The organism is Candidatus Chlamydia corallus (assembly GCF_002817655.1).
In the GTDB taxonomy this organism is placed as follows: Bacteria; Chlamydiota; Chlamydiia; order Chlamydiales; family Chlamydiaceae; genus Chlamydia; species Chlamydia corallus.
The window spans coordinates 93,058-111,518 of record NZ_NWQK01000002.1 but is presented as its reverse complement, the minus strand read 5'-3'; the positions used below and the strand labels follow the sequence as shown (position 1 = coordinate 111,518).

The following is an 18,461-nucleotide window of genomic DNA, read 5'->3' as shown; positions in this document are numbered from 1 at the left end:
GTTAGCCTAATTGCGTTGTCATAATCGTTTTCACGCTACTTACTGAGGTACCTACAATACTAGCGAAAAGTTCTGCTCTTTGCGTAGCTCGCTGTACAGCATATTGTACTTTAAGGAAGTTTGCTAAACTCTCACGATTACCATCTCTATCAGAGAAGTAGAGCAACGCACGATTTAGAACTTCCTCTCCAGAAGAAACCCAATCAATGACTTTTCTTGTTACCGAAGAGTCTTCTTCTTGATCTTGTTTCTTAGTATCTTGTTGCGTATGTTCAGCAATCGTATTTAAGTCCTCGTTAATTAAATCTATAATCACTCCTACAGCTTGAAAATGCTCATCTGCAAACTGTGCTGTTGTCTGACTATCTTCGAAAGTCGAGCGGAAATCCCAGAGACGCCCTTTAAGGTTGTTGATTTGCTCTTGGAGTTCTTCTGATTCCAAGGCCTCTTGCAGCTCAGGATCGATTAAATTAGAATTTTGGTCTTGCATCATCGCCATAGGATTCGGCTTAAATCCTTCGATAAGAGCGTCATTTTTAGGCGCAACATAAGATCCCAAAGCAAAGGGAGAAATATCTTTTTTTAACTCACTTACTAGGGGAGTGCCAGAATTTTGAGTTAGAGATTTTGTTTCTGAATCGCCATCAAGATTGGGGAAACATTCTATAGGGTCTATCATAAAGCAATGAAACCATCTTACTATTTTTGTCCTAAAAGCTTAGCCTAAAGGACCTGCACTTTTTGCCACTAAAGTATCATGCCAGTCTAAGACAGACTGAGCAAGAGCTCTTGTGGATTCTATTTCACAATTTGCTATCACTTGATCAGCAAATTTTAGGCAACTTTCTAGACTCTCTCTACGCACTTCAAAAGAACTCTCTTGATGCAATACGATGAGCATATGTGTAAGAGATAAAAATGCTTTTATACTCCAACTGTCTTCATTGTCTTTTACAAGTTTACTTAGACGTTCTTCAGCATCAAAAAGGTCCATTTTATGCAAAGAAATCAATGCGAGTCCTAGATCATGACCATAATGATTAGGGTTTAGAATATGCAGAGATTGAAATAACTTTCTTGCGCTATCTTCATCTCCCTGTTTAATGGCCAAAAGGCCTGCTTCAAATAACAAAGCAAAGTCTGCTTCAAATATTTCCAAATCTGCCATGATCTCTCTCTTATATTATTAACTTCCTTTAACTGCTCTAGCCATTGTGATCATTTCTGTGTTCACAGCGGTTAGGATGTTCGATACAGATTCCATATACTGTGATAAGATCTGCATACGGAATTGCAAATTGAACATAGTTCCCAAGTCAACAGTACCTTGTGTTGATGTTTCTAATTCAGTTAAATACTGTTGAACACCCTTCACGTAAGTACATACGCCGTCTAGCATCTTATTAAAATCGAATGCTGTACAACTTTTATTTGTAGCCATAGATTTTTCTCCTCTGGACCTTTATATCATCTTGCGGTTGATCCGACCCAGAACTTTCTGTAAAGCTACATAGCCCGCTAACAACACTTGTTGTTGTCCAAAAGATTCTTTATCGGATCCTTCTCGAAGAAGTGCATTTAACTTATGAACCTTATCTTGCACACTAGCTTTAAGTTCTTGAGCTCTGTTATGATCTTGCATATCTTGTTCTAAATCTAACAGCGGCTGAGAATTTTTTTCTTCTTTCGCTGTATTTTCCATATTAAACATAGAATATCTACCTAAATATAAATAATTAATAAACCCCAGTAATTGGTTATTTATTGTAGTCTATTTTATATTTCAACCCTTCCTTTTCTAAAAAGATCGCATTGGGTTGTATACTTGTTACTGTCATACCGTCAATCACGTCCCCTCTTGTTAAGATTCTGCCATTGACAACTACATTGATACTTATCTCCCCATATCTAGAATAGCCTGTAACACGATAACGATTCGGGTAACGTAAGTTTAAATCTATGATTCCCTCTTCAGCAGGAAGTAAGACAGCAAAATTTTTGACTAGCCTCACCCCAGGGATACTTGAAAGTTCTTGAACAACAGCACGGAATTTCTCTGCATCATCGTTATTCACATAACCAGTAAGAATAACCTCACCGTTCACAAAGGCAACATGGATATTTGCAAAACCTCCTTGAAGAAGATGGCCCGCAATTGCCTTCAGCATTTGTGTTTCAACAACAACTTTATTCTCTAGTAGCGAGAGATAATTAAAATGTATATTTAAATAATCAACGAGACAAGCAGCTTGCTCCTCAGTCTTAACATAGCCTGTGATAACAAATTTCCCTGGTTCTGGGGAATGCATACTGATTCCCTTAAACTCGGGACGCTTTGAGAGAAGAATGTTCATCTCTTGCCAAACAGCTTCATCATCAATGACGTTATCATCTATAGATTTCACAAAGGAAAGAGCATCTACTTTATAGAGTAGCTCACTTTTGTCCGCACTATTTTTGACATGTCCGATTAAAAAAAGTTGGCTGTTCGTTTTATTAAATGTATAACGCACAGTGGAAAACTGATTTATAACTTGGGCAAGGTCTTCTTGATAATCGACATTTTCTAAAGGAACCACTTCTTTTGTATGGAAAAGAGAGGCTGTCCCTATACCAAATAGAATAGCCAATCCACCAATAAATAAAGTAAGAATGAAAGATCCCGTAGGTAGTGTAGCTCGTTTTTGCTTTTCTTCTTCTTCTTGAGCCTCTTGTCTTTCTAATGCTTCGGCATCTTGCTGTCTTCCAAATAAACTGTAATCTTCGGGAGATAAAGAGGCGACTATAGTGTCCGCTGGAGCATGATGATCTATAAGTAAAAATAACGTAGTTCCTAAAGCTACCGCTTGATTTGAACTCAACGTGGAAGTCTTATCAATTTTTCGTCCTTCAACAATCACGCCATTTTTACTATCGAGATCTTCGATAATGATACCACCATCATTACCCACAACAATTTTAGCATGTTGATGCGAAACACTTAAGTCATTAAATACTATGTCGCAAGTTGTAGGATCTGTACCTAAAATATAGCTTTTTCCTGAATCTAAATGGAACTCAGCACCAATATTAGCTCCAGCTAAAACTTTAAGTAAAAAACGAGGAGGCTGCGTCAAATCTACAGATATATTTTTTTTGGCAATATCATCGATTTCTGCTGGGAAAATTGTCTGATCAAATCGGAATAGATCTTGAACATGAAACGGGGATAAAACAGAGCTCTTTTCGTTCTCGACTTTCTTAGCGCCTTCTTGGCCATCCTGTGCAGCGGGTTCATTTTTATCATTGGCAGTGTCAGAATCTTCCGCACCTTCAGCAACTTCTTCTTCTTGTAAAAAGGCTTCTTCTGCTTCTTTATCTTCCTCGTCTTTTTGTGAATCACCAGCTGTTACTTCGTCAGAGTTTTTCTGTCTCTCCTCGATCTCAAGTTCATCTTTTTTTTCTCGAGAAGCAGGCTTTTCTTTTCTTTCGATCTTTTCTTCTTTTACAGGTTCTTTTTCTTTCAGAGGAGTCGTATCCGTAGAAGCTTTTTTAAGAGAAGGTTCTGCTGACTTTGGTTGCGGATCTTGACTAGGCGAAGCTCCGTTATCTTCCATAATGGCATTCTGGGGTTCGTTGGTTCCTTCTTCTCCTTTCGGAGAATCGTTTGCATTTTGCGCCTTTGGACTCGAAGATTCTTGTGAAGATTCTTGGAAATCCCCTTTGGCAATTCTACCTTTTTGCTGACTTTTTTTTCCTTTTGCTGATGCAAGAAAAGCGTCAGCAAGCTCCTGATCCTTACTTGTAATTGGATCACCACTTCTCTGATCCGCTGGCTTTTCCTTAGCCTTCGCTGAGCTATCTGTTTGCGAAGCTTGCCGAGACTCAGTAACTTTTACCTGTTTATTACTATCGGACAAATCCTCAGAAGCATTAGAAAAATTTTCTTCAGAGAGATCAAAATCATAAACAAGGTCTTGAGGATCAAATTCATCTAATAAGAAAGAATACTGATTGCTTCCTAAGCGGATCGTATCTTCGTTTTCCAACTGTGTAGTTTCTTGGATCTCAACATCATTTACAAAAATAGGAATCGTATCATCTAAATTTGTGATATAGTAACTTTCGTCTGTTTTATTGATAAGAGCTTGAGATAAGGCGAGTCTGGAATCTTCAACAGGAATGTCATTAGCACTAGAGTCGCGTCCTATAGACCAACTTACCCCATCTTCCAAAACAAAAATTACACCAGACAAGGGGCCTTCATCAACAATTAATCGTACTGCCATTTATTCCACCCTGTTACTATTTACCTAGGCCAAGATCTGACAGCCATGTCTCTGAAAAATTCATAAAGCTCTCAACATGTCGCACAAAATCATCATATGTAGTATCCCCAGAAAATCTGCGAACCATGACAACACCGCCCTCGGAATCCAAACCTAAAGCACTGCCTCCTGTTTCTCTACCGAATAGATTGCCAATCATCATTTGCAAGTATATTTTTGCTGTATCAGCAGACGGAGGCAAAGCTCCTAACGAAGCACTTAAAACAATATCGTTATCAGCATTTTGCTGAGCACGCACTTTAACTACCTCACTTATAGGTAAGACATAGGCCCCGTCAGCATCCAACTCAAGAGTTGACGTTATACCCATATACGTGGCAAAATTTTTTATTAATTTTTCCAACATACTCGTGTTTTCCAACGCAGCAATGGTTGTCTTTGCTCCGTGAGGAATCGAGACAATCTCATTTCTAAAACCTGCTTTTTCTTCCTTTAAATCGAGTTATGCCAATACGAACTTTAAAAATAAAAACGATTTCTCATTTGTAGAAATAGCATTAAGTGATTTTTTTTGTTCATCTTTTTCATTATAAAGAACAAGAGACCACAAGAAAAATCGAGCTAAATCCATGACAAGATTTAATAATTATAATCTATCAGTTAACCAGAATACGCTCATTCCCTCGTAGACATCGGAGGGTATTCGTACTTCTAATGAAAGTTTAGAGTATTTTCGAAAGCTGTATATGTCAAGAGATGAATTAGGCATTAAAGCATCAATAGCTTAGAACAGAATGCACGCAAGAAGCTGAAATTTGCCTCTGGGATATATGTGAGCTCTTTTTTTCGTAAATTTCCCATTGTTTTTTTGCGGCACAAGTTAAAGAAAGTTTCGCTCTATTTACTCCTTCTTTGCTGCATTGCAATCTTTTTTGCACGCATTCACTAATAAAATCTATATCTAAATAAATAAAATGTTTTGGGGGTTTTTTCCATAAAAATGTTCGCGGCACGTTAAAATCAAACACAATACGATCTGGAATGCTAGCAAGACTTTCATAGGAAAGGTCAAAAAATTGAGAGGCAGGCTCTGACGAACCAAAGAAAATGACATCATACGGCTCTCTAAATGAGAGATCTTCTCGAGATAAGGTTCTGTATGGGCCAGTTACCTCTTGTCTAGAACAAAAGGTAATCTTATAGTAGCCACTTTGATACAACCTGGCTGCTACTTTCCTATTAATATCTGAGTACCCCACGAATAAGAAGTTCGTATTTATGGACTTACCATAGCTAAGGAGAGTCTCTTCAACGATAGTTTCTATATTCACTTCATGTTGGGGAAACGCTCTTCGTGAGCGATAATCCTTACCCTCCTTTAAAGCTTTTTGAAATAAAAAATGAAGCTCAAAGGGCAAATCTCTTTGTTTTCCTCCCTTCAAATACGCCCGTTTTACCTGTCCTTGAATTTCAGTTTCTCCAAAAATCAAACTATCTACACCACTCGTAACCTGAAATAGGTGAGTAAAGCAGGACAAACCTCGATGGCGATATGGACACATTCCTTGAGAAGTAAATTCTGAAAGCAGCGCTGCTTCAGCAATTTCAGGACTTTCTGAATAATAATAAAGTTCCGCTCGATGACAAGTAAGCAAAGAGATAAATGCGCCTCTTTCGCCTAAAAAACACTGTGCTAGAAAAAGATTTTTTTCAAAAGATTGTAGGTATTGAATAGCCCGCTCTCTTTCTTTTAAAGCGGCTTCACGATAACTGATTCCAACAACTCCTAACACCATAAGCACGATTCGATAATTTCAGAACAGTATGAAGGAAACTTATACCAAATTCACCAATGAAAAGTAACTTAGCTGTATAGACGAAGAGAAAATTAGAAGCCATCAAATAATCTATTTATGGTTGCTCATTAGGCTTTGAAGGCTTCTTTCTTTCGCATATAGCACAGGCTCTTTAAGTTGTCTTAAAAAAATCAAAACATAATTTTAACTCCCATCTTTAGTGGAAATCAAAGAAGAAGTATCGCCTATTTTCATAATTTCGATGCTTTGTTCTTTCTTGATTAGGAAAAAGATGTTCGGTTAAGATGCACTTTAGGCTTCTAAGAGAGTTGAAAGGATTCTGTTGTTACATGATAAGACTTTCACGGATATGCAGTTTAAAGCTGAATCAACGGAATAGCAGTCAATTACCTCAAGATCCATTTAGCCCTAAGGCAGACTTTATGCGTTGAGCTTATCCCTTTTCTTGTTGCAAAATAGATAAACAATCAAAAGATTGACCTATCCGCTCTTCTTAAAAATTCAACAAAATACCAAACACATGGCGGCATATACAGAAGCAAGTATTCTTTCTTTAGCCTCTCTTGATCACATTCGTCTCCGGGCTGGAATGTACATTGGAAGGCTAGGCAATGGTTCTCAAAGAGAGGATGGCATTTACACTCTTTTTAAAGAAGTTGTTGATAATGGGATTGATGAATTCATCATGGGCCATGGCAAATCTTTACAAATTTCTGCTAACGACAAGCAGATTTCAATCCAAGATCAGGGTCGCGGTATTCCTTTAGGCAAACTTATAGATTGTGTCTCTAAAATCAATACGGGAGCTAAGTATACCCAGGATGTTTGTCGCTTTTCGGTGGGATTGAATGGAGTGGGGCTCAAAGCTGTTAACGCGCTATCAGAAATATTTTCTGTGCGTTCTGTAAGAAAGAAAAAGTATCACCTTGCTACCTTCTGTCGAGGAATTCTGCAAGATTCTCAACAAGGTTCTACCAAAGATCCTGACGGAACTTTTGTTTCCTTCGCTCCTGATCCTTCTATCTTCCCTGATTATATCTTTAATCACGACTTTCTAAAAGAGAAAACCCGCCAATACACTTACTTACATCCTGGATTAGAGATCCTCTTTAATGATGAAGTATTTTTGTCTCGGAATGGTCTAAAAGATCTTTTTAATGCAGAGGTCCCTGAACTGCCTTTATACTCTCCCCTGTTTTTTCAAAATGATGATCTATCTTTTATCTTTTCTCACCTTGAGGGACATACGGAGCGCTACTTTTCTTTTGTCAATGGACAGGAGACTCTTGACGGAGGGACACACCTGACAGCCTTTAAAGAAGCCATAGTCAAAGGAGTAAATGAATTTTTTGGAAAGACGTTTGTTTCGAATGACATTCGAGAAGGCATCGTCGGTTGTATAGCAATAAAAATAGCCTCCCCCATTTTTGAATCCCAAACTAAAAATAAGCTTGGAAACACACAAATTCGCACCCCTTTAATCAAAGATGTGAAAGAAGCCATTATTCAGGCGTTACGTAAAGATAAGGCTACTGCTGACCTTCTTTTAGAAAAAATAAAATTCAATGAAAAAACTCGAAAGAATATCCAATTTATAAAACAAGATCTCAAAAGCAAGCAGAAAAAAGTACATTATAAAATTCCCAAACTTCGGGACTGTAAATTTCACTATAACGATCGATCCCTTTATGGTGAGGCTTCCTCTATTTTTCTTACCGAAGGAGAATCTGCCTCTGCCTCTATTCTTGCTTCAAGAAATCCCCTAACTCAAGCTGTTTTTTCTCTTCGAGGAAAACCGATGAATGTCTTTTCTTTAGAAGAAACCAAAATGTATAAAAATGATGAATTATTTTATTTAGCAACCGCTCTTGGCATTACTCAAAATGATATCCAACATCTGCGTTATAACAAAGTCATCCTTGCCACTGATGCGGATGTAGATGGCATGCATATCCGTAATCTCTTGATTACTTTCTTCCTCAAAACACTGCTGCCCCTTGTAGAAAACAATCACCTTTTTATTTTAGAAACTCCTTTATTTAAGGTTAGAAACAAAACAACCACACTGTACTGCTATTCCGAGCAAGAAAAGATGCTCGCTTTACAGCAGATCGGAAACAAGGACTCCTCTTTAGAAATCACAAGATTTAAAGGCTTGGGAGAGATTTCTCCTAAAGAATTTGCCGCTTTTATAGGTCCTGACATACGGCTCACCCCAGTTACAATCACTTCTTTAGAGGATATTTCTTCGATTTTACAATTTTATATGGGGAAAAATACAAAAGAGAGGAAACAATTTATTATGGATAACCTTATTACTGATTTTTAATTTATGCGTGACGTTTCAGAGCTCTTTAGAACACATTTTATGCACTATGCCTCTTACGTGATTTTAGAAAGGGCGATTCCTCATATTCTTGATGGGTTAAAACCAGTCCAACGCCGACTTCTATGGACGTTATTCCGTATAGATGATGGAAAAATGCATAAAGTTGCTAATATCGCGGGAAGAACTATGGCTCTCCATCCCCATGGAGATGCTCCTATTGTTGAAGCTCTTGTTGTCTTAGCAAATAAAGGCTACTTAATCAACACCCAAGGAAACTTCGGAAATCCTCTTACAGGTGATCCTCACGCTGCTGCCCGTTACATAGAAGCTCGACTCAGCCCTTTGGCTCGAGAAACCCTTTTTAATACTGACTTAATTGCTTTCCATGACTCTTACGATGGAAGAGAAAAAGAACCCGACATTTTGCCAGCAAAGCTTCCTGTTCTTTTACTCCATGGTGTCGACGGGATTGCTGTAGGGATGACGACTAAAATTTTCCCTCACAATTTTGTAGAACTTCTAAACGCTCAAATTTCTATTTTAAATAACAAAAATTTCACTGTACTTCCTGACTTTCCTTCGGGAGGACTGATGGATCCCTCGGATTATCAAGATGGTTTGGGATCGATTACACTTCGGGCATCTATAGAGATTGTTAATGATAAAACGCTTGTAGTGAAACAAATTTGCCCTCAATCTACAACTGAGACATTGATTCGTTCTATAGAAAACGCAGCAAAACGCGGTGTTATTAAAATCGATACCATCCAAGACTTCTCTACTGATGTCCCCCATATTGAAATTAAACTTCCTAAAGGCTCTCGAGCAAAAGATGTTCTTCCCACTCTATTCGAGCATACCGAATGCCAAGTGGTACTCTATTCTAAACCGACAGTGATCTACAATAACAAGCCTGTAGAGTGTTCCATATCTGAGATTCTCAAACTTCAAACTCAAGCTCTACAGGGATACCTTGAAAAAGAACTTTTATTACTCCAGGAACAATTAGCTCGGGACTATCATCACAAAACCTTAGAATACATCTTTATTAAACATAAGCTCTACGACTCTGTCCGAGAATCTCTAGCAATGAACAAGAAAATTTCCGCTGAGGACCTACATCAAGCTGTGTTACGTGCACTTGAGCCTTGGCTTCTCGATCTCACAACTCCCCCTACAAAACAAGACACCTCGCAACTTGCTTCATTAACTATTAAGAAAATCCTCTGTTTTAACGAAGAAGCTTGTACTAAGGAGCTTCTAGTCATAGAAAAAAAACAAATCGCGATACAAAAGGATCTTGAAAGAATAAAAGAAGTCACGATCAAGTACCTCAAAGGACTTTTAAAACGGTACAGTCACTTAGGAGATAGAAAAACACAAATCACAAATGTTACGATCGCAAAGAGACCTATCTTGAAACAACAAAGCTTAATTTAAAAATTAAGTTTTATGTAAAAAATTTCTCTTTAATAATAGATGGTAAAATATTTTCTTTTTAAATTAGAATTAACTTTATAGACACTATAACCATTCCAGTGCGAGATTATGGAACCACGTCACATTTATATAAGAAAACCAGAAACTCCAAAAACTCCCGAAGCAGAAAAACCCGGTGTGCCTGAGTATATGACTATGGCAAACATTCCTCATTTCGAAGGTCCTGTAAAAACTCTTGACCAGCTACGTTTAGCCCTTATCGAACAACGAGGGGCTGAGGAAGGGCAAAAGATGTACGACAATTTCATTCAGTCTATTTTAATTTCAACATTTGGACTTGTACATAAAGATATGGATCGAGCACAAAAAGCTTCTAAGCGCATGCGATCTGTGTATAAAGAGTAATAATGTCTTTTACCTATTTCCTAGCTCTTCCAATAGATAGACTGATGCAAGAACAGTTCCTAGGTTCTCCTAAGCGGTGGGCATCTTTACTTGACTCACCTTTATACCTTACGCTCATTGCTTATCACAACACTCCTTATTTAGCTAAGAAGCTCTCCGATTTTCCTTGGACTTTAGAGAAATGGCAAAAAATGGTCCTGCATGTCTCTAGTCTATTGAAGTCTATATTTTTATGTTCGGACCTTTCCTCTTTAAGGCTGCTTGCCTGTTCAAAATTCGAAATGTTGACTTTAAACGACCTCTATCTTCCCACCCAGAATATCTAAAGAATGGCTGAATCAAGATTTCGTGGTCTTTTCTTTGACTCAAATTTCAAAATCTCATTTACCAAGACCACTCCCGATTTTGATATCCTTACGTTTGAGATAAATAGGATCGCCGAGGTGTCGATTCCATCACTTGATCGCAACGTATTTGATATTTCTATCTTTATAGACTCATAAGATTATTTTTGAATATTTCTAAGTATCTAAGGTTCAGAAAAAGATCGTTTCTTCCAATAAAATCGCTAGATCCTTAACTGATTCGATATTAAACTAGTAAACAAGATTATCAAGATACCAATGAAAACTGTTGTTTCCTTTACTGTAAGTAAAGAAAGTTCGGGGCGTTTGGATAAGTATCTTACCGAGGTACATCCAGCACATTCCCGAACTTTCTACCAACAACATATTTTAAATCGGCTTGTCCAAATCAACGGGCAAATAAATACAAAGGTATCCACACGCCTAAATTCTGGTGATATAGTCACTATAGATATTCAAGAAAAAGAAGAACTTCTTGAACTAGTAGCAGAAGCGATCCCTCTAAATAAAGTTTACGAGGATGCGATGATCTTAGTGATAAATAAGCCTCGGAATATGGTGGTTCATCCCGCACCTGGTCATTTTCATGGCACCTTGGTTCACGCTCTTCTCAATGAAATAGGAGAGAGGCTTAAGGGAGAATTTCCTGAGGAACCCTGGAGGCCAGGAATCGTACATAGACTCGATAAAGATACTTCTGGATTGATTATCACCGCAAAAACTCGGAAAGCAAAGCAAGTCTACAGCGACCTTTTTGTTACTAAGCAGTTAAAGAAAAGCTATTTAGCAATTTGTATAGGCAAACCTAGTCACACGACGATCCATACAAGCATAAGCCGACACCACAACAAACGTAAAGAAATGACTGTAAGCTCTCAAGGCAAAGAAGCAATTACCCATTGCCAAGTCCTTGCCTTTAATGGAAAATTGAGTTTGGTTGCCTTATCTCCAGAGACGGGAAGGACCCACCAACTTAGAGTTCATATGAAACATTTAGGGACTCCTATTCTCGGGGATCCTGTGTATGGGATCTCTTCTATGAACTGTAGTTACGGCCTTGACAAACAACAATTGCACGCCTATAGCCTGGAATTTACCCATCCAGAAACTCTACAATTTTGTTCGTTAAAAGCTAGCCTACCTCAAGATATGCACTCCCTCTTACTAAAAGAATTTCGTAATGAAAAAACTATAATGAATAAAAATTTCTTGGAATCGATTTTAAAACAAACAATAATCTATTAAAAAGTTCATTTATTTTAGAAAACGCATTAAAATTAATTAAAATTGAATTTCATTTTTTAACATCTCTTTTTAAAGACAACGCGAATCAGTTAAGGATTACTATGAAAGAATTTTTAGCCTATATCATTAAAAATCTAGTTGACCGCCCCGAAGAAGTACACATTAAAGAAGTTCAGGGGACTCACACAATTATCTATGAACTAAGTGTAGCTAAACCTGATATTGGGAAGATTATTGGCAAAGAAGGCCGTACGATTAAAGCTATTCGTACTCTTCTAGTTTCTGTAGCAAGCAGAAATAATGTTAGAGTCAGTTTAGAAATCATGGAAGAGAAGTAGTGTTAGGCATTGCTTAAGTATTTATCATTGAAATTGCTAGCCTAAGGGGAAACCGAGGGCTGCCGCTTTATAAAAACAGTCCACGGCTAACCATAAAAACTCGGACCGAGCAGGACTCGAACCTGCGACCATTCGCTTAGAAGGCGAATGCTCTATCCACTGAGCTATCGGTCCATATTTTTGTATTACTTCAACCTTAATTGGGGGTGCTGAGCACGAAAGTGCGAATCCCTCAATCAGTATAAATCTAACAAAAAAAAAGTCAATTCTGACACAAGATTTTCTTGTTCCCCGAAGAGCTTCTTTCACAAATCTCTAATGAAAAACTCTATAGCCACACTCTTATAATTTTACTTAAAATTACGGAGCAACTTGGATTGTATTCTCCGATCTTATAACCTGGAAAATTAGAATCAATAGTTGCTTTACTCTAAAGAAGGATGGTCATGTTCAATAACAAAATGATCCTGATTGCTGGCCCTTGTGTTATTGAGGGAGAAGATATTACCTTAGAAATCGCTGCAAAGTTACAGTCTCTCCTAGCTCCCTATGCAAATCGTATCCAATGGGTTTTTAAAAGTAGTTACGACAAAGCAAATCGCTCTTCTTTAAACTCGTTCCGGGGACCTGGTTTAACAGAGGGGTTACGCATCCTAGCTAAGATTAAAGAAACTTTTGGAGTGAACATTCTTACAGATGTCCATACACCCGAGGAAGCTTATGCAGCCGCTGAGGTCTGCGACATTCTTCAAGTTCCTGCTTTCCTCTGTAGACAAACCGATCTCCTCATTGCAACTGCAGAGACTGGTGCTATAGTAAATTTAAAAAAGGGACAGTTTCTCTCTCCTTGGGATATGCACGGGCCAATTAATAAAGTTCTCTCTACAGGAAATGACAAAATCTTACTCACAGAAAGGGGGAGTACCTTCGGATATAACAACCTTGTTTCTGATATGCGTTCCATTGCTGTCTTAGGTCGCACAGGATTCCCTGTAATTTTTGATGCCACACATTCTGTACAGCTACCAGGAGCTCTCTCTACAGAAAGTGGAGGTCAAACAGAATTCATTCCTACTCTTTCGCGAGCTGCTCTAGCTGCAGGAGCTCATGGCCTTTTTGTAGAGGCTCATCCCGATCCCAAAACAGCGAAAAGTGATGCAACTTCTATGTTGAATTTAGAAGAATTGGCCTCTCTCCTTCCTATCTGGGATCAATTATTTACCTGCGTCAGTTCGTTTAGCATGGTCTCAGCATGACAAAATTTTTATACTGTGGTCTCTTTTATTCTGTGGGACTGCTTATTTTAGCTTTTGGGACTATGGTAGCTATTATTCAAGTGGATCAAATTTGTGATGTTTCCTGCATGAATAAACACTTTCAAGAATCTCCGCCTTTTTTAAAAATAAAAAAGGTGGGAGTCTCTAAACAAATTTGCTCTCCCGAAGAGCGATTCTTCAATTGTAAGGTTGATAAATCGTGTATGGAACTGCATTTCCCGCAATCTAGTTATTCCTGCAAAGAGTATCTCTCGAGGATATCGGGGCGTATCCTAACACAAAATTTTGAAAAGCAAATGCAGTTCCAAGGAAACTCGGGACTACTCAATTACCAAGATGGTTCTTTACATGTTTATGACTGTCGTTTTCAAGTAGATCCTTTACCTGGACATGAGTCTCCAGATAAGGATGACAGTTCTTCAGGAGGGATGAAAACTCTCTATTTATCTTTGCTAAGGAAATAAGCCTCTATGCCTATACTTTCTGTCTGTAACCTCGTAAAGAAGTATAACAAAAAGCCTGTTACCAATGATGTTTCTTTCCAAATAAATCCTGGGGAGATTGTTGGTCTACTCGGCCCTAATGGTGCAGGAAAAACAACAGCATTTTATCTTACTGTAGGTTTAATTCGCCCTGATTCTGGGAAGATTGTCTTTAAAAATGTAGATGTCACCAAGAAAACCATGGACTATCGTGCCCGGTTAGGAATTGGCTATCTTGCTCAAGAATCAACCATTTTTAAAGAACTAACGGTTCAAGACAATTTGGTTTGCATTTTAGAAATCATTTACAAAGCACGGAAACAGCAGTCGCATCTTTTAAACACTTTGGTGGACGATTTGCAATTAGGTTCCTGCCTACATAAAAAGGCAGGAACTCTCTCTGGAGGGGAACGACGAAGACTGGAAATTGCCTGTGTATTAGCTTTAAATCCTAGCGTATTATTGTTAGACGAACCTTTTGCCAATGTAGACCCTCTGGTCATTCAAAACGTGAAGTACCTAATTAAGATTCTTGCAGGACGTGGAATTGGCATCTTAATTACAGATCACAATGCTAAAGAGCTTCTTTCTATTGCAGATAGGTGTTATTTGATTATTGATGGAAAGATTTTCTTTGAAGGGTCTTCAAACCAAATGATTAGTAACCCTATGGTAAAACAACATTATCTGGGGGACTCGTTCTCCTACTGATCAACCGCGCAGAATTCGCTATTGGAAGGAGAACAGCTATAATCGGTAAGGATCCTTGTTAACGCTTCAAAGCCATCATCTTCTAGGATAGTGACTCCTGGTTTAATTCCCCGCTCCGCTAATTTAAATGCCTTAAATGTATTGCAAATACGTCCTGTGAGTCTAATGCCCATACCCTTTAAGTTCATTACAGAGGCATAATCTCCAAACATCTTTAAGGAAAGTTCACAAGCAGTAACTGCAAAGAGAATTTGGAACCCAGGATAACGTTTTTTTAAAATGTATAGACGTTGTGCAATGTCTATAAATGTAGGGATGATAACAATATGATATCTACGAGCATTCAGCCGCATCATTGTCCCTATAGAGCATGAAGTACATGTAGGATTCGCAGGATCATACTGGCAAGCGTCATTGAAACGTCCTTTAGGGCACGCCCTAGGTTTTTGACAATAAGAAAATCCGATCAAAAATATCCTATTGGGACGACCGAGCTCTTCTATAATATCATCTACGCTAGTACAACCATAAAAAAATAGGTTGCCTTTCTGTAAAGCTGGCTTAGGAGCTATCAATGCTTTAGCTAACCGAGCAAAAGAAGAGGGATCTTTCAAAAAAGAATAGGCAAGCTGCCTAGCATCTTGTAAAGAAGCGAGATACGCAAGAGTCTTCATACGGAGACCTCTTTTCGTAGCTTTAGTAATATAAGGAATCCTAGGCTTGTGCTCTAGTTTAGACATAAACACGGAATAAGAACAGTTAACAACAGCTGCAGACTACCATTACGATGCTTAGCAGTCACCCAAAAATCCTACAGAAACACTTTCCATAGTTTTTAAGATAAGATGGCACCATTTGATAGTATACAGCCTCAACAATAATCTAATCTAATAGAGGTTCGTCATCAGAGAGCACTTCCTCCGCAATTGCCTTAATTGTAGTAAGGCCTTCAGGGAAACCTAAACTACATAATAATTCATTTACTTGTTCTAACTCTGTAGTCAACTGGTCATTGATAAACTCTAGGCGAGCTAGTTGCTGTTGCATATGAGATGTTGGATGCATAGGACCCCTCCGTAACGATTCATAAAAAAGAGGAGCGAAAAATGTGCCAGCATCTTTGGAATATTAAAAAAATCCTTTAAGCTTTAGAAATCCAGTTCTAGAAACTATAGAACTATCCTGTCAGACTGCGTGCTAAACTTAAGTACATCTGATTTAAAAGTTGTAAAGAAGTAGCTACCACCGTCCACTCTTGCTGCATAGAAGTCAGGTGCATCTGCAAATCTAACTGGAAATTCTGTCCCATATCGGCAAAAGATTGCTGATCTGACTGTATTGTAGATTGTAAGGGGAACATACCTCCATTAATAACATTTCCTACTAACCCTGAAACTAAAGCCTCTTCAAGAATTTGCAATCGAGACTGCCATTGATCCTGTCCGCCATTAACTATAAAAGTTCCCGCTACAGAACCTGCAGCTATAGATAAGGGTAGCAGATAGTTTTGTAACAACACCAAAGAACCTGACACAGCGTTGATATTGTCCTCATAAGTCCTTAAAGCATCTAGAATCATCGAGCGCTGCTCATTAGTCAGCTTATCATCTTGAATCACTTTATCTCTTTGTTCTGCAACGACTGTAAGAGCTCCACGTGTTTCTTGAAGGTACAAAGCGGCTTGCTTTCGCTCCAGGTCCAGTTTTGCCTGAGCACTTTCCTTAGATCCAGGGAAGGCATTCGACCCTCCAGCACCTACTGCTGGTTGCTGTCCAACGTAACTAGCAAAATTGAAATACGTAGCTCCGTTGACATATTGAGAAATGGACTTAATAATAGCATTTCCAACCGAAGATCCTAAGTTACTATAATATAACTTCTTATAGATTTCATTTAGATAATCGACTTCTTTAGGCATATAGCGATCGATTAAAACAGAGGCCACTGCCGAAGGTAGGGGTAAAGCACGTAATTCGCTAGCTTGTGCTAATAATTGCCCATTAAACAATTCTGTCTTCATATTTGTGAACTGTTTAAGTTGATCCTGAAGATCTTCTATTTTAGCCTCTAGACTTTCTGATTCTACATTAGCAAGAGCCTTAAACCGAAAATAGGATCGTGCTGTATTTTCGGAAACTGCTTTTGCTAGTTTAGTAATTTCTGGTAAAAATCCCGTGGATCCGTAATTTAACAGGATTTGATTAATCTCAACTTTGCCGCTGTTGTTCGAATATATAGTATATTGAAAATTCTGTGAGTTTACTGTTATAGAAAAACTACCATTTGAATTTACAATTTGAGTCATTGCCGCTTTCATAGGTGCTGCTAACTCAAAACTAGAGTTGTCTAGCTCTTTAGCTTCTTCAAGAATAACAGCTTTAACATCATTCATTGTTGCAGTAGGGTTTAAAGCAACTACAGTAGATGTTGTAAAATAGGCCCAAATAGCACCAAGGTGCTCGCCACACTTAAACGAACTCAAAGATTGGGCACATTGATTAATAAGTTGTTGTTGTGCCGAAGTTAATTCATTGAAGCGGGAATTTAATCCCCGGGCTGTTTGTAGAGCTCCAGCTAAAGCCGCACTACTAATATCCCCTTGAGATGAACTGAGGTCAATTGGAGCAAAAACCCCAATTAAAGAACCAAGAAAGCTAGTCAAATCGGTAAACATACCTTTCTGATGCTGATTGACGTAGATGCTTGCATCAAGTACAGTATCAAAAGATCCTAAAGCAGTCACTTGATCTGAGTATAAGTCTGTTATATGTTGACAAAACATAATTTTATCATTTCTGGTGAGCTCAGAAGCATTAATTATTGCAGCAAGTTTTTCTCCAGCATCCCCAATCTGTTGCAGTCCAGCTTCATCAAAATTACCTACATGATCTGCTAAAGTTTGCAATTCTTTCTTAATCTCGGCAAAGCTGACCAACTGTTCTGATGTAAGTACTCCTTCTACTGCTGTAAGAATATCGTTCAACCCTTCGACTCTACTGTCTGCAAATGTTTGAGTTAAAGTAGCTTGATTGCCATATTGTATTGCTAATTGGTTAGTAAAGTCTGTTTTTATCCCTCCAGTGAACGTGTCTGCTCGTTGTATTGCAGTGAAGATCGCATCAGGAAAGTTATACAGAGACTGAAAATTCTCTTCTGTTAAATTAGTACCTGCTGCGATTAAACCCTGAAGTTCAGTATTTAATTTATCAAATACAGCTTTATTTGTAGGATTCTTAGACCCTACTTCAGCCATGATTTTGGTCATAACAGTATTAATACTAGCAATAAGATCCCGCGCCCATTTCTGTTTCACTGCATTGTAATATGTTCCTACTCCAGAGCCTACTAGTGAAGAACTTGCTGTAACCACAATAGATGCGTGTGCGGAAGAAAGAGGTTTCTCACGAACGGCTGCGATAGGGATAGACTTAACTACTGTCCCACGCTCAACTTCATATTTGTGTAGTTTCTCTACAGCAGAGCGGTAGCGCTCACTTGCCTTTTGATCTAAAACTTCAAGCAATCTTTCTAGTATGTAACGTTCGGCTGTAGTCTTTTCATAATTAATGATGTGTTCTAATGATTTCCTATGTTTTTGTGCAAAAGAATGCGTCGAAAATATTATAGGAAGTTTTTTATAACATGTTGAAATAGAAGTGCTATAAATCATATTAATGTCTACTTAGATAAGAACAGTATTATTTTTAATTAACATTAACATGAACAAATTATTTTTTTAATTCAAAAAATTGATTTGTTCTTTAAAAAGAAAACTATCAATATT

The 18,461-nt window shown here is 38.1% G+C and carries 19 protein-coding genes and 1 tRNA gene; 9 read left to right on the top strand and 11 right to left on the bottom strand.

Translation table 11 applies throughout. The features are described 5' to 3' along the window. Position 1: 1 nt before the first annotated feature. The 7 genes from CMV32_RS02865 to CMV32_RS02835 all read right to left on the bottom strand — a co-directional run bounded on the left by CMV32_RS02865 (position 2) and on the right by CMV32_RS02835 (position 6,064). Entirely contained in the window at positions 2 to 679 is a 678-nt protein-coding gene (locus CMV32_RS02865) for a CT668 family type III secretion system protein (RefSeq protein WP_100934436.1), read from the bottom strand. A 39-nt stretch (positions 680 to 718) separates the two neighbouring features. Beyond that, positions 719 to 1,168 (bottom strand): CdsG family type III secretion system protein, encoded by a 450-nt coding sequence (locus tag CMV32_RS02860; protein WP_100934435.1) that lies wholly within the window; start codon positions 1,166 to 1,168, stop codon positions 719 to 721. 18 nt (positions 1,169 to 1,186) lie between these two features. Then, the gene (locus tag CMV32_RS02855) at positions 1,187 to 1,441 is read right to left on the bottom strand and encodes a DUF5407 family protein (protein WP_010883348.1); all 255 of its coding nucleotides are present in this window, start codon (positions 1,439 to 1,441) and stop codon (positions 1,187 to 1,189) included. A 21-nt stretch (positions 1,442 to 1,462) separates the two neighbouring features. Beyond that, on the bottom strand, positions 1,463 to 1,741 hold the full coding sequence (locus CMV32_RS02850; RefSeq protein ID WP_338028201.1) for a DUF5398 family protein: 279 nt from the start codon (positions 1,739 to 1,741) through the stop codon (positions 1,463 to 1,465). Between the two features lie 16 nt (positions 1,742 to 1,757). Next, positions 1,758 to 4,268, bottom strand: coding sequence for a type III secretion system inner membrane ring subunit SctD (sctD, locus tag CMV32_RS02845; RefSeq protein ID WP_100934433.1), 2,511 nt, complete (start codon positions 4,266 to 4,268; stop codon positions 1,758 to 1,760). A 16-nt stretch (positions 4,269 to 4,284) separates the two neighbouring features. Further along, complete coding sequence (locus CMV32_RS02840; protein ID WP_100934432.1) at positions 4,285 to 4,674, bottom strand: type III secretion system chaperone; 390 nt, start codon at positions 4,672 to 4,674, stop codon at positions 4,285 to 4,287. 370 nt (positions 4,675 to 5,044) lie between these two features. Beyond that, on the bottom strand, positions 5,045 to 6,064 hold the full coding sequence (locus tag CMV32_RS02835) for a glutamyl-tRNA reductase (RefSeq protein WP_100934431.1): 1,020 nt from the start codon (positions 6,062 to 6,064) through the stop codon (positions 5,045 to 5,047). A 541-nt stretch (positions 6,065 to 6,605) separates the two neighbouring features. Between CMV32_RS02835 and CMV32_RS02830 the strand changes: the two genes are divergently transcribed. The 6 genes from CMV32_RS02830 (at position 6,606) to CMV32_RS02805 (ending at position 12,207) form a co-directional block, all read left to right on the top strand. Beyond that, positions 6,606 to 8,414 (top strand): DNA topoisomerase IV subunit B, encoded by a 1,809-nt coding sequence (locus CMV32_RS02830; RefSeq protein ID WP_100934430.1) that lies wholly within the window; start codon positions 6,606 to 6,608, stop codon positions 8,412 to 8,414. 3 nt (positions 8,415 to 8,417) lie between these two features. Then, on the top strand, positions 8,418 to 9,854 hold the full coding sequence (locus tag CMV32_RS02825) for a DNA gyrase subunit A (protein ID WP_100934429.1): 1,437 nt from the start codon (positions 8,418 to 8,420) through the stop codon (positions 9,852 to 9,854). Positions 9,855 to 9,962: 108 nt separating this feature from the next. Beyond that, on the top strand, positions 9,963 to 10,259 hold the full coding sequence (locus tag CMV32_RS02820; protein ID WP_100934428.1) for a CT656 family putative T3SS effector: 297 nt from the start codon (positions 9,963 to 9,965) through the stop codon (positions 10,257 to 10,259). 2 nt (positions 10,260 to 10,261) lie between these two features. Then, complete coding sequence (locus CMV32_RS02815) at positions 10,262 to 10,585, top strand: hypothetical protein (protein WP_100934427.1); 324 nt, start codon at positions 10,262 to 10,264, stop codon at positions 10,583 to 10,585. 297 nt (positions 10,586 to 10,882) lie between these two features. After that, positions 10,883 to 11,869 carry an RluA family pseudouridine synthase gene (locus tag CMV32_RS02810; protein ID WP_100934426.1) on the top strand — a complete coding sequence of 329 codons (987 nt, stop codon included), beginning with the start codon at positions 10,883 to 10,885 and terminating at the stop codon, positions 11,867 to 11,869. A gap of 101 nt (positions 11,870 to 11,970) precedes the next feature. Beyond that, positions 11,971 to 12,207: a KH domain-containing protein gene (locus tag CMV32_RS02805; protein ID WP_100934425.1), complete on the top strand. Its 237-nt coding sequence runs from the start codon at positions 11,971 to 11,973 to the stop codon at positions 12,205 to 12,207. Positions 12,208 to 12,308: 101 nt separating this feature from the next. On the opposite strand, the gene CMV32_RS02800 is transcribed toward CMV32_RS02805, so the two are convergent. Next, a tRNA-Arg gene (locus CMV32_RS02800) sits at positions 12,309 to 12,381 on the bottom strand. Positions 12,382 to 12,653: 272 nt separating this feature from the next. Between CMV32_RS02800 and kdsA the strand changes: the two genes are divergently transcribed. From kdsA to lptB, 3 genes are read left to right on the top strand one after another with little or no spacing between them, the layout of a single operon-like run. Next, positions 12,654 to 13,463 carry a 3-deoxy-8-phosphooctulonate synthase gene (gene kdsA, locus CMV32_RS02795; protein WP_100934424.1) on the top strand — a complete coding sequence of 270 codons (810 nt, stop codon included), beginning with the start codon at positions 12,654 to 12,656 and terminating at the stop codon, positions 13,461 to 13,463. Continuing rightward, positions 13,460 to 13,948, top strand: a complete 489-nt coding sequence (locus tag CMV32_RS02790) for a DUF1137 domain-containing protein (RefSeq protein WP_100934423.1) — start codon at positions 13,460 to 13,462, stop codon at positions 13,946 to 13,948. The genes kdsA and CMV32_RS02790 overlap by 4 nt, the downstream gene beginning before the upstream one ends. A 6-nt stretch (positions 13,949 to 13,954) precedes the next feature. Further along, positions 13,955 to 14,677 carry an LPS export ABC transporter ATP-binding protein gene (gene lptB / locus CMV32_RS02785; protein WP_100934422.1) on the top strand — a complete coding sequence of 241 codons (723 nt, stop codon included), beginning with the start codon at positions 13,955 to 13,957 and terminating at the stop codon, positions 14,675 to 14,677. Here lptB and CMV32_RS02780 read toward each other — a convergent pair. The 3 genes from CMV32_RS02780 to CMV32_RS02770 form a co-directional block, all read right to left on the bottom strand. Continuing rightward, positions 14,671 to 15,417: a hypothetical protein gene (locus CMV32_RS02780; RefSeq protein WP_239923143.1), complete on the bottom strand. Its 747-nt coding sequence runs from the start codon at positions 15,415 to 15,417 to the stop codon at positions 14,671 to 14,673. The two genes, lptB and CMV32_RS02780, sit on opposite strands and share 7 nt — an antisense overlap. A 142-nt stretch (positions 15,418 to 15,559) precedes the next feature. Next, on the bottom strand, positions 15,560 to 15,742 hold the full coding sequence (locus tag CMV32_RS02775; protein ID WP_100934421.1) for a hypothetical protein: 183 nt from the start codon (positions 15,740 to 15,742) through the stop codon (positions 15,560 to 15,562). Between the two features lie 112 nt (positions 15,743 to 15,854). After that, on the bottom strand, positions 15,855 to 18,347 hold the full coding sequence (locus CMV32_RS02770; RefSeq protein ID WP_100934420.1) for a CT620/CT621 family type III secretion system effector: 2,493 nt from the start codon (positions 18,345 to 18,347) through the stop codon (positions 15,855 to 15,857). Positions 18,348 to 18,461 lie beyond the last annotated feature (114 nt).

What these genes read in the sequence shown, in the direction of transcription:
- CMV32_RS02865 (WP_100934436.1), bottom strand. Translation starts at nt 679, where the DNA reads ATGATAGACCCTATAGAATGTTTCCCCAATCTTGATGGCGATTCAGAA.
- CMV32_RS02860 (WP_100934435.1), bottom strand. Translation starts at nt 1,168, where the DNA reads ATGGCAGATTTGGAAATATTTGAAGCAGACTTTGCTTTGTTATTTGAA.
- CMV32_RS02855 (WP_010883348.1), bottom strand. Translation starts at nt 1,441, where the DNA reads ATGGCTACAAATAAAAGTTGTACAGCATTCGATTTTAATAAGATGCTA.
- sctD (WP_100934433.1), bottom strand. Translation starts at nt 4,268, where the DNA reads ATGGCAGTACGATTAATTGTTGATGAAGGCCCCTTGTCTGGTGTAATT.
- CMV32_RS02840 (WP_100934432.1), bottom strand. Translation starts at nt 4,674, where the DNA reads ATGTTGGAAAAATTAATAAAAAATTTTGCCACGTATATGGGTATAACG.
- CMV32_RS02835 (WP_100934431.1), bottom strand. Translation starts at nt 6,064, where the DNA reads ATGGTGTTAGGAGTTGTTGGAATCAGTTATCGTGAAGCCGCTTTAAAA.
- CMV32_RS02830 (WP_100934430.1), top strand. Translation starts at nt 6,606, where the DNA reads ATGGCGGCATATACAGAAGCAAGTATTCTTTCTTTAGCCTCTCTTGAT.
- CMV32_RS02825 (WP_100934429.1), top strand. Translation starts at nt 8,418, where the DNA reads ATGCGTGACGTTTCAGAGCTCTTTAGAACACATTTTATGCACTATGCC.
- CMV32_RS02820 (WP_100934428.1), top strand. Translation starts at nt 9,963, where the DNA reads ATGGAACCACGTCACATTTATATAAGAAAACCAGAAACTCCAAAAACT.
- CMV32_RS02815 (WP_100934427.1), top strand. Translation starts at nt 10,262, where the DNA reads ATGTCTTTTACCTATTTCCTAGCTCTTCCAATAGATAGACTGATGCAA.
- CMV32_RS02810 (WP_100934426.1), top strand. Translation starts at nt 10,883, where the DNA reads ATGAAAACTGTTGTTTCCTTTACTGTAAGTAAAGAAAGTTCGGGGCGT.
- CMV32_RS02805 (WP_100934425.1), top strand. Translation starts at nt 11,971, where the DNA reads ATGAAAGAATTTTTAGCCTATATCATTAAAAATCTAGTTGACCGCCCC.
- kdsA (WP_100934424.1), top strand. Translation starts at nt 12,654, where the DNA reads ATGTTCAATAACAAAATGATCCTGATTGCTGGCCCTTGTGTTATTGAG.
- CMV32_RS02790 (WP_100934423.1), top strand. Translation starts at nt 13,460, where the DNA reads ATGACAAAATTTTTATACTGTGGTCTCTTTTATTCTGTGGGACTGCTT.
- lptB (WP_100934422.1), top strand. Translation starts at nt 13,955, where the DNA reads ATGCCTATACTTTCTGTCTGTAACCTCGTAAAGAAGTATAACAAAAAG.
- CMV32_RS02780 (WP_239923143.1), bottom strand. Translation starts at nt 15,417, where the DNA reads ATGTCTAAACTAGAGCACAAGCCTAGGATTCCTTATATTACTAAAGCT.
- CMV32_RS02775 (WP_100934421.1), bottom strand. Translation starts at nt 15,742, where the DNA reads ATGCATCCAACATCTCATATGCAACAGCAACTAGCTCGCCTAGAGTTT.
- CMV32_RS02770 (WP_100934420.1), bottom strand. Translation starts at nt 18,347, where the DNA reads ATGATTTATAGCACTTCTATTTCAACATGTTATAAAAAACTTCCTATA.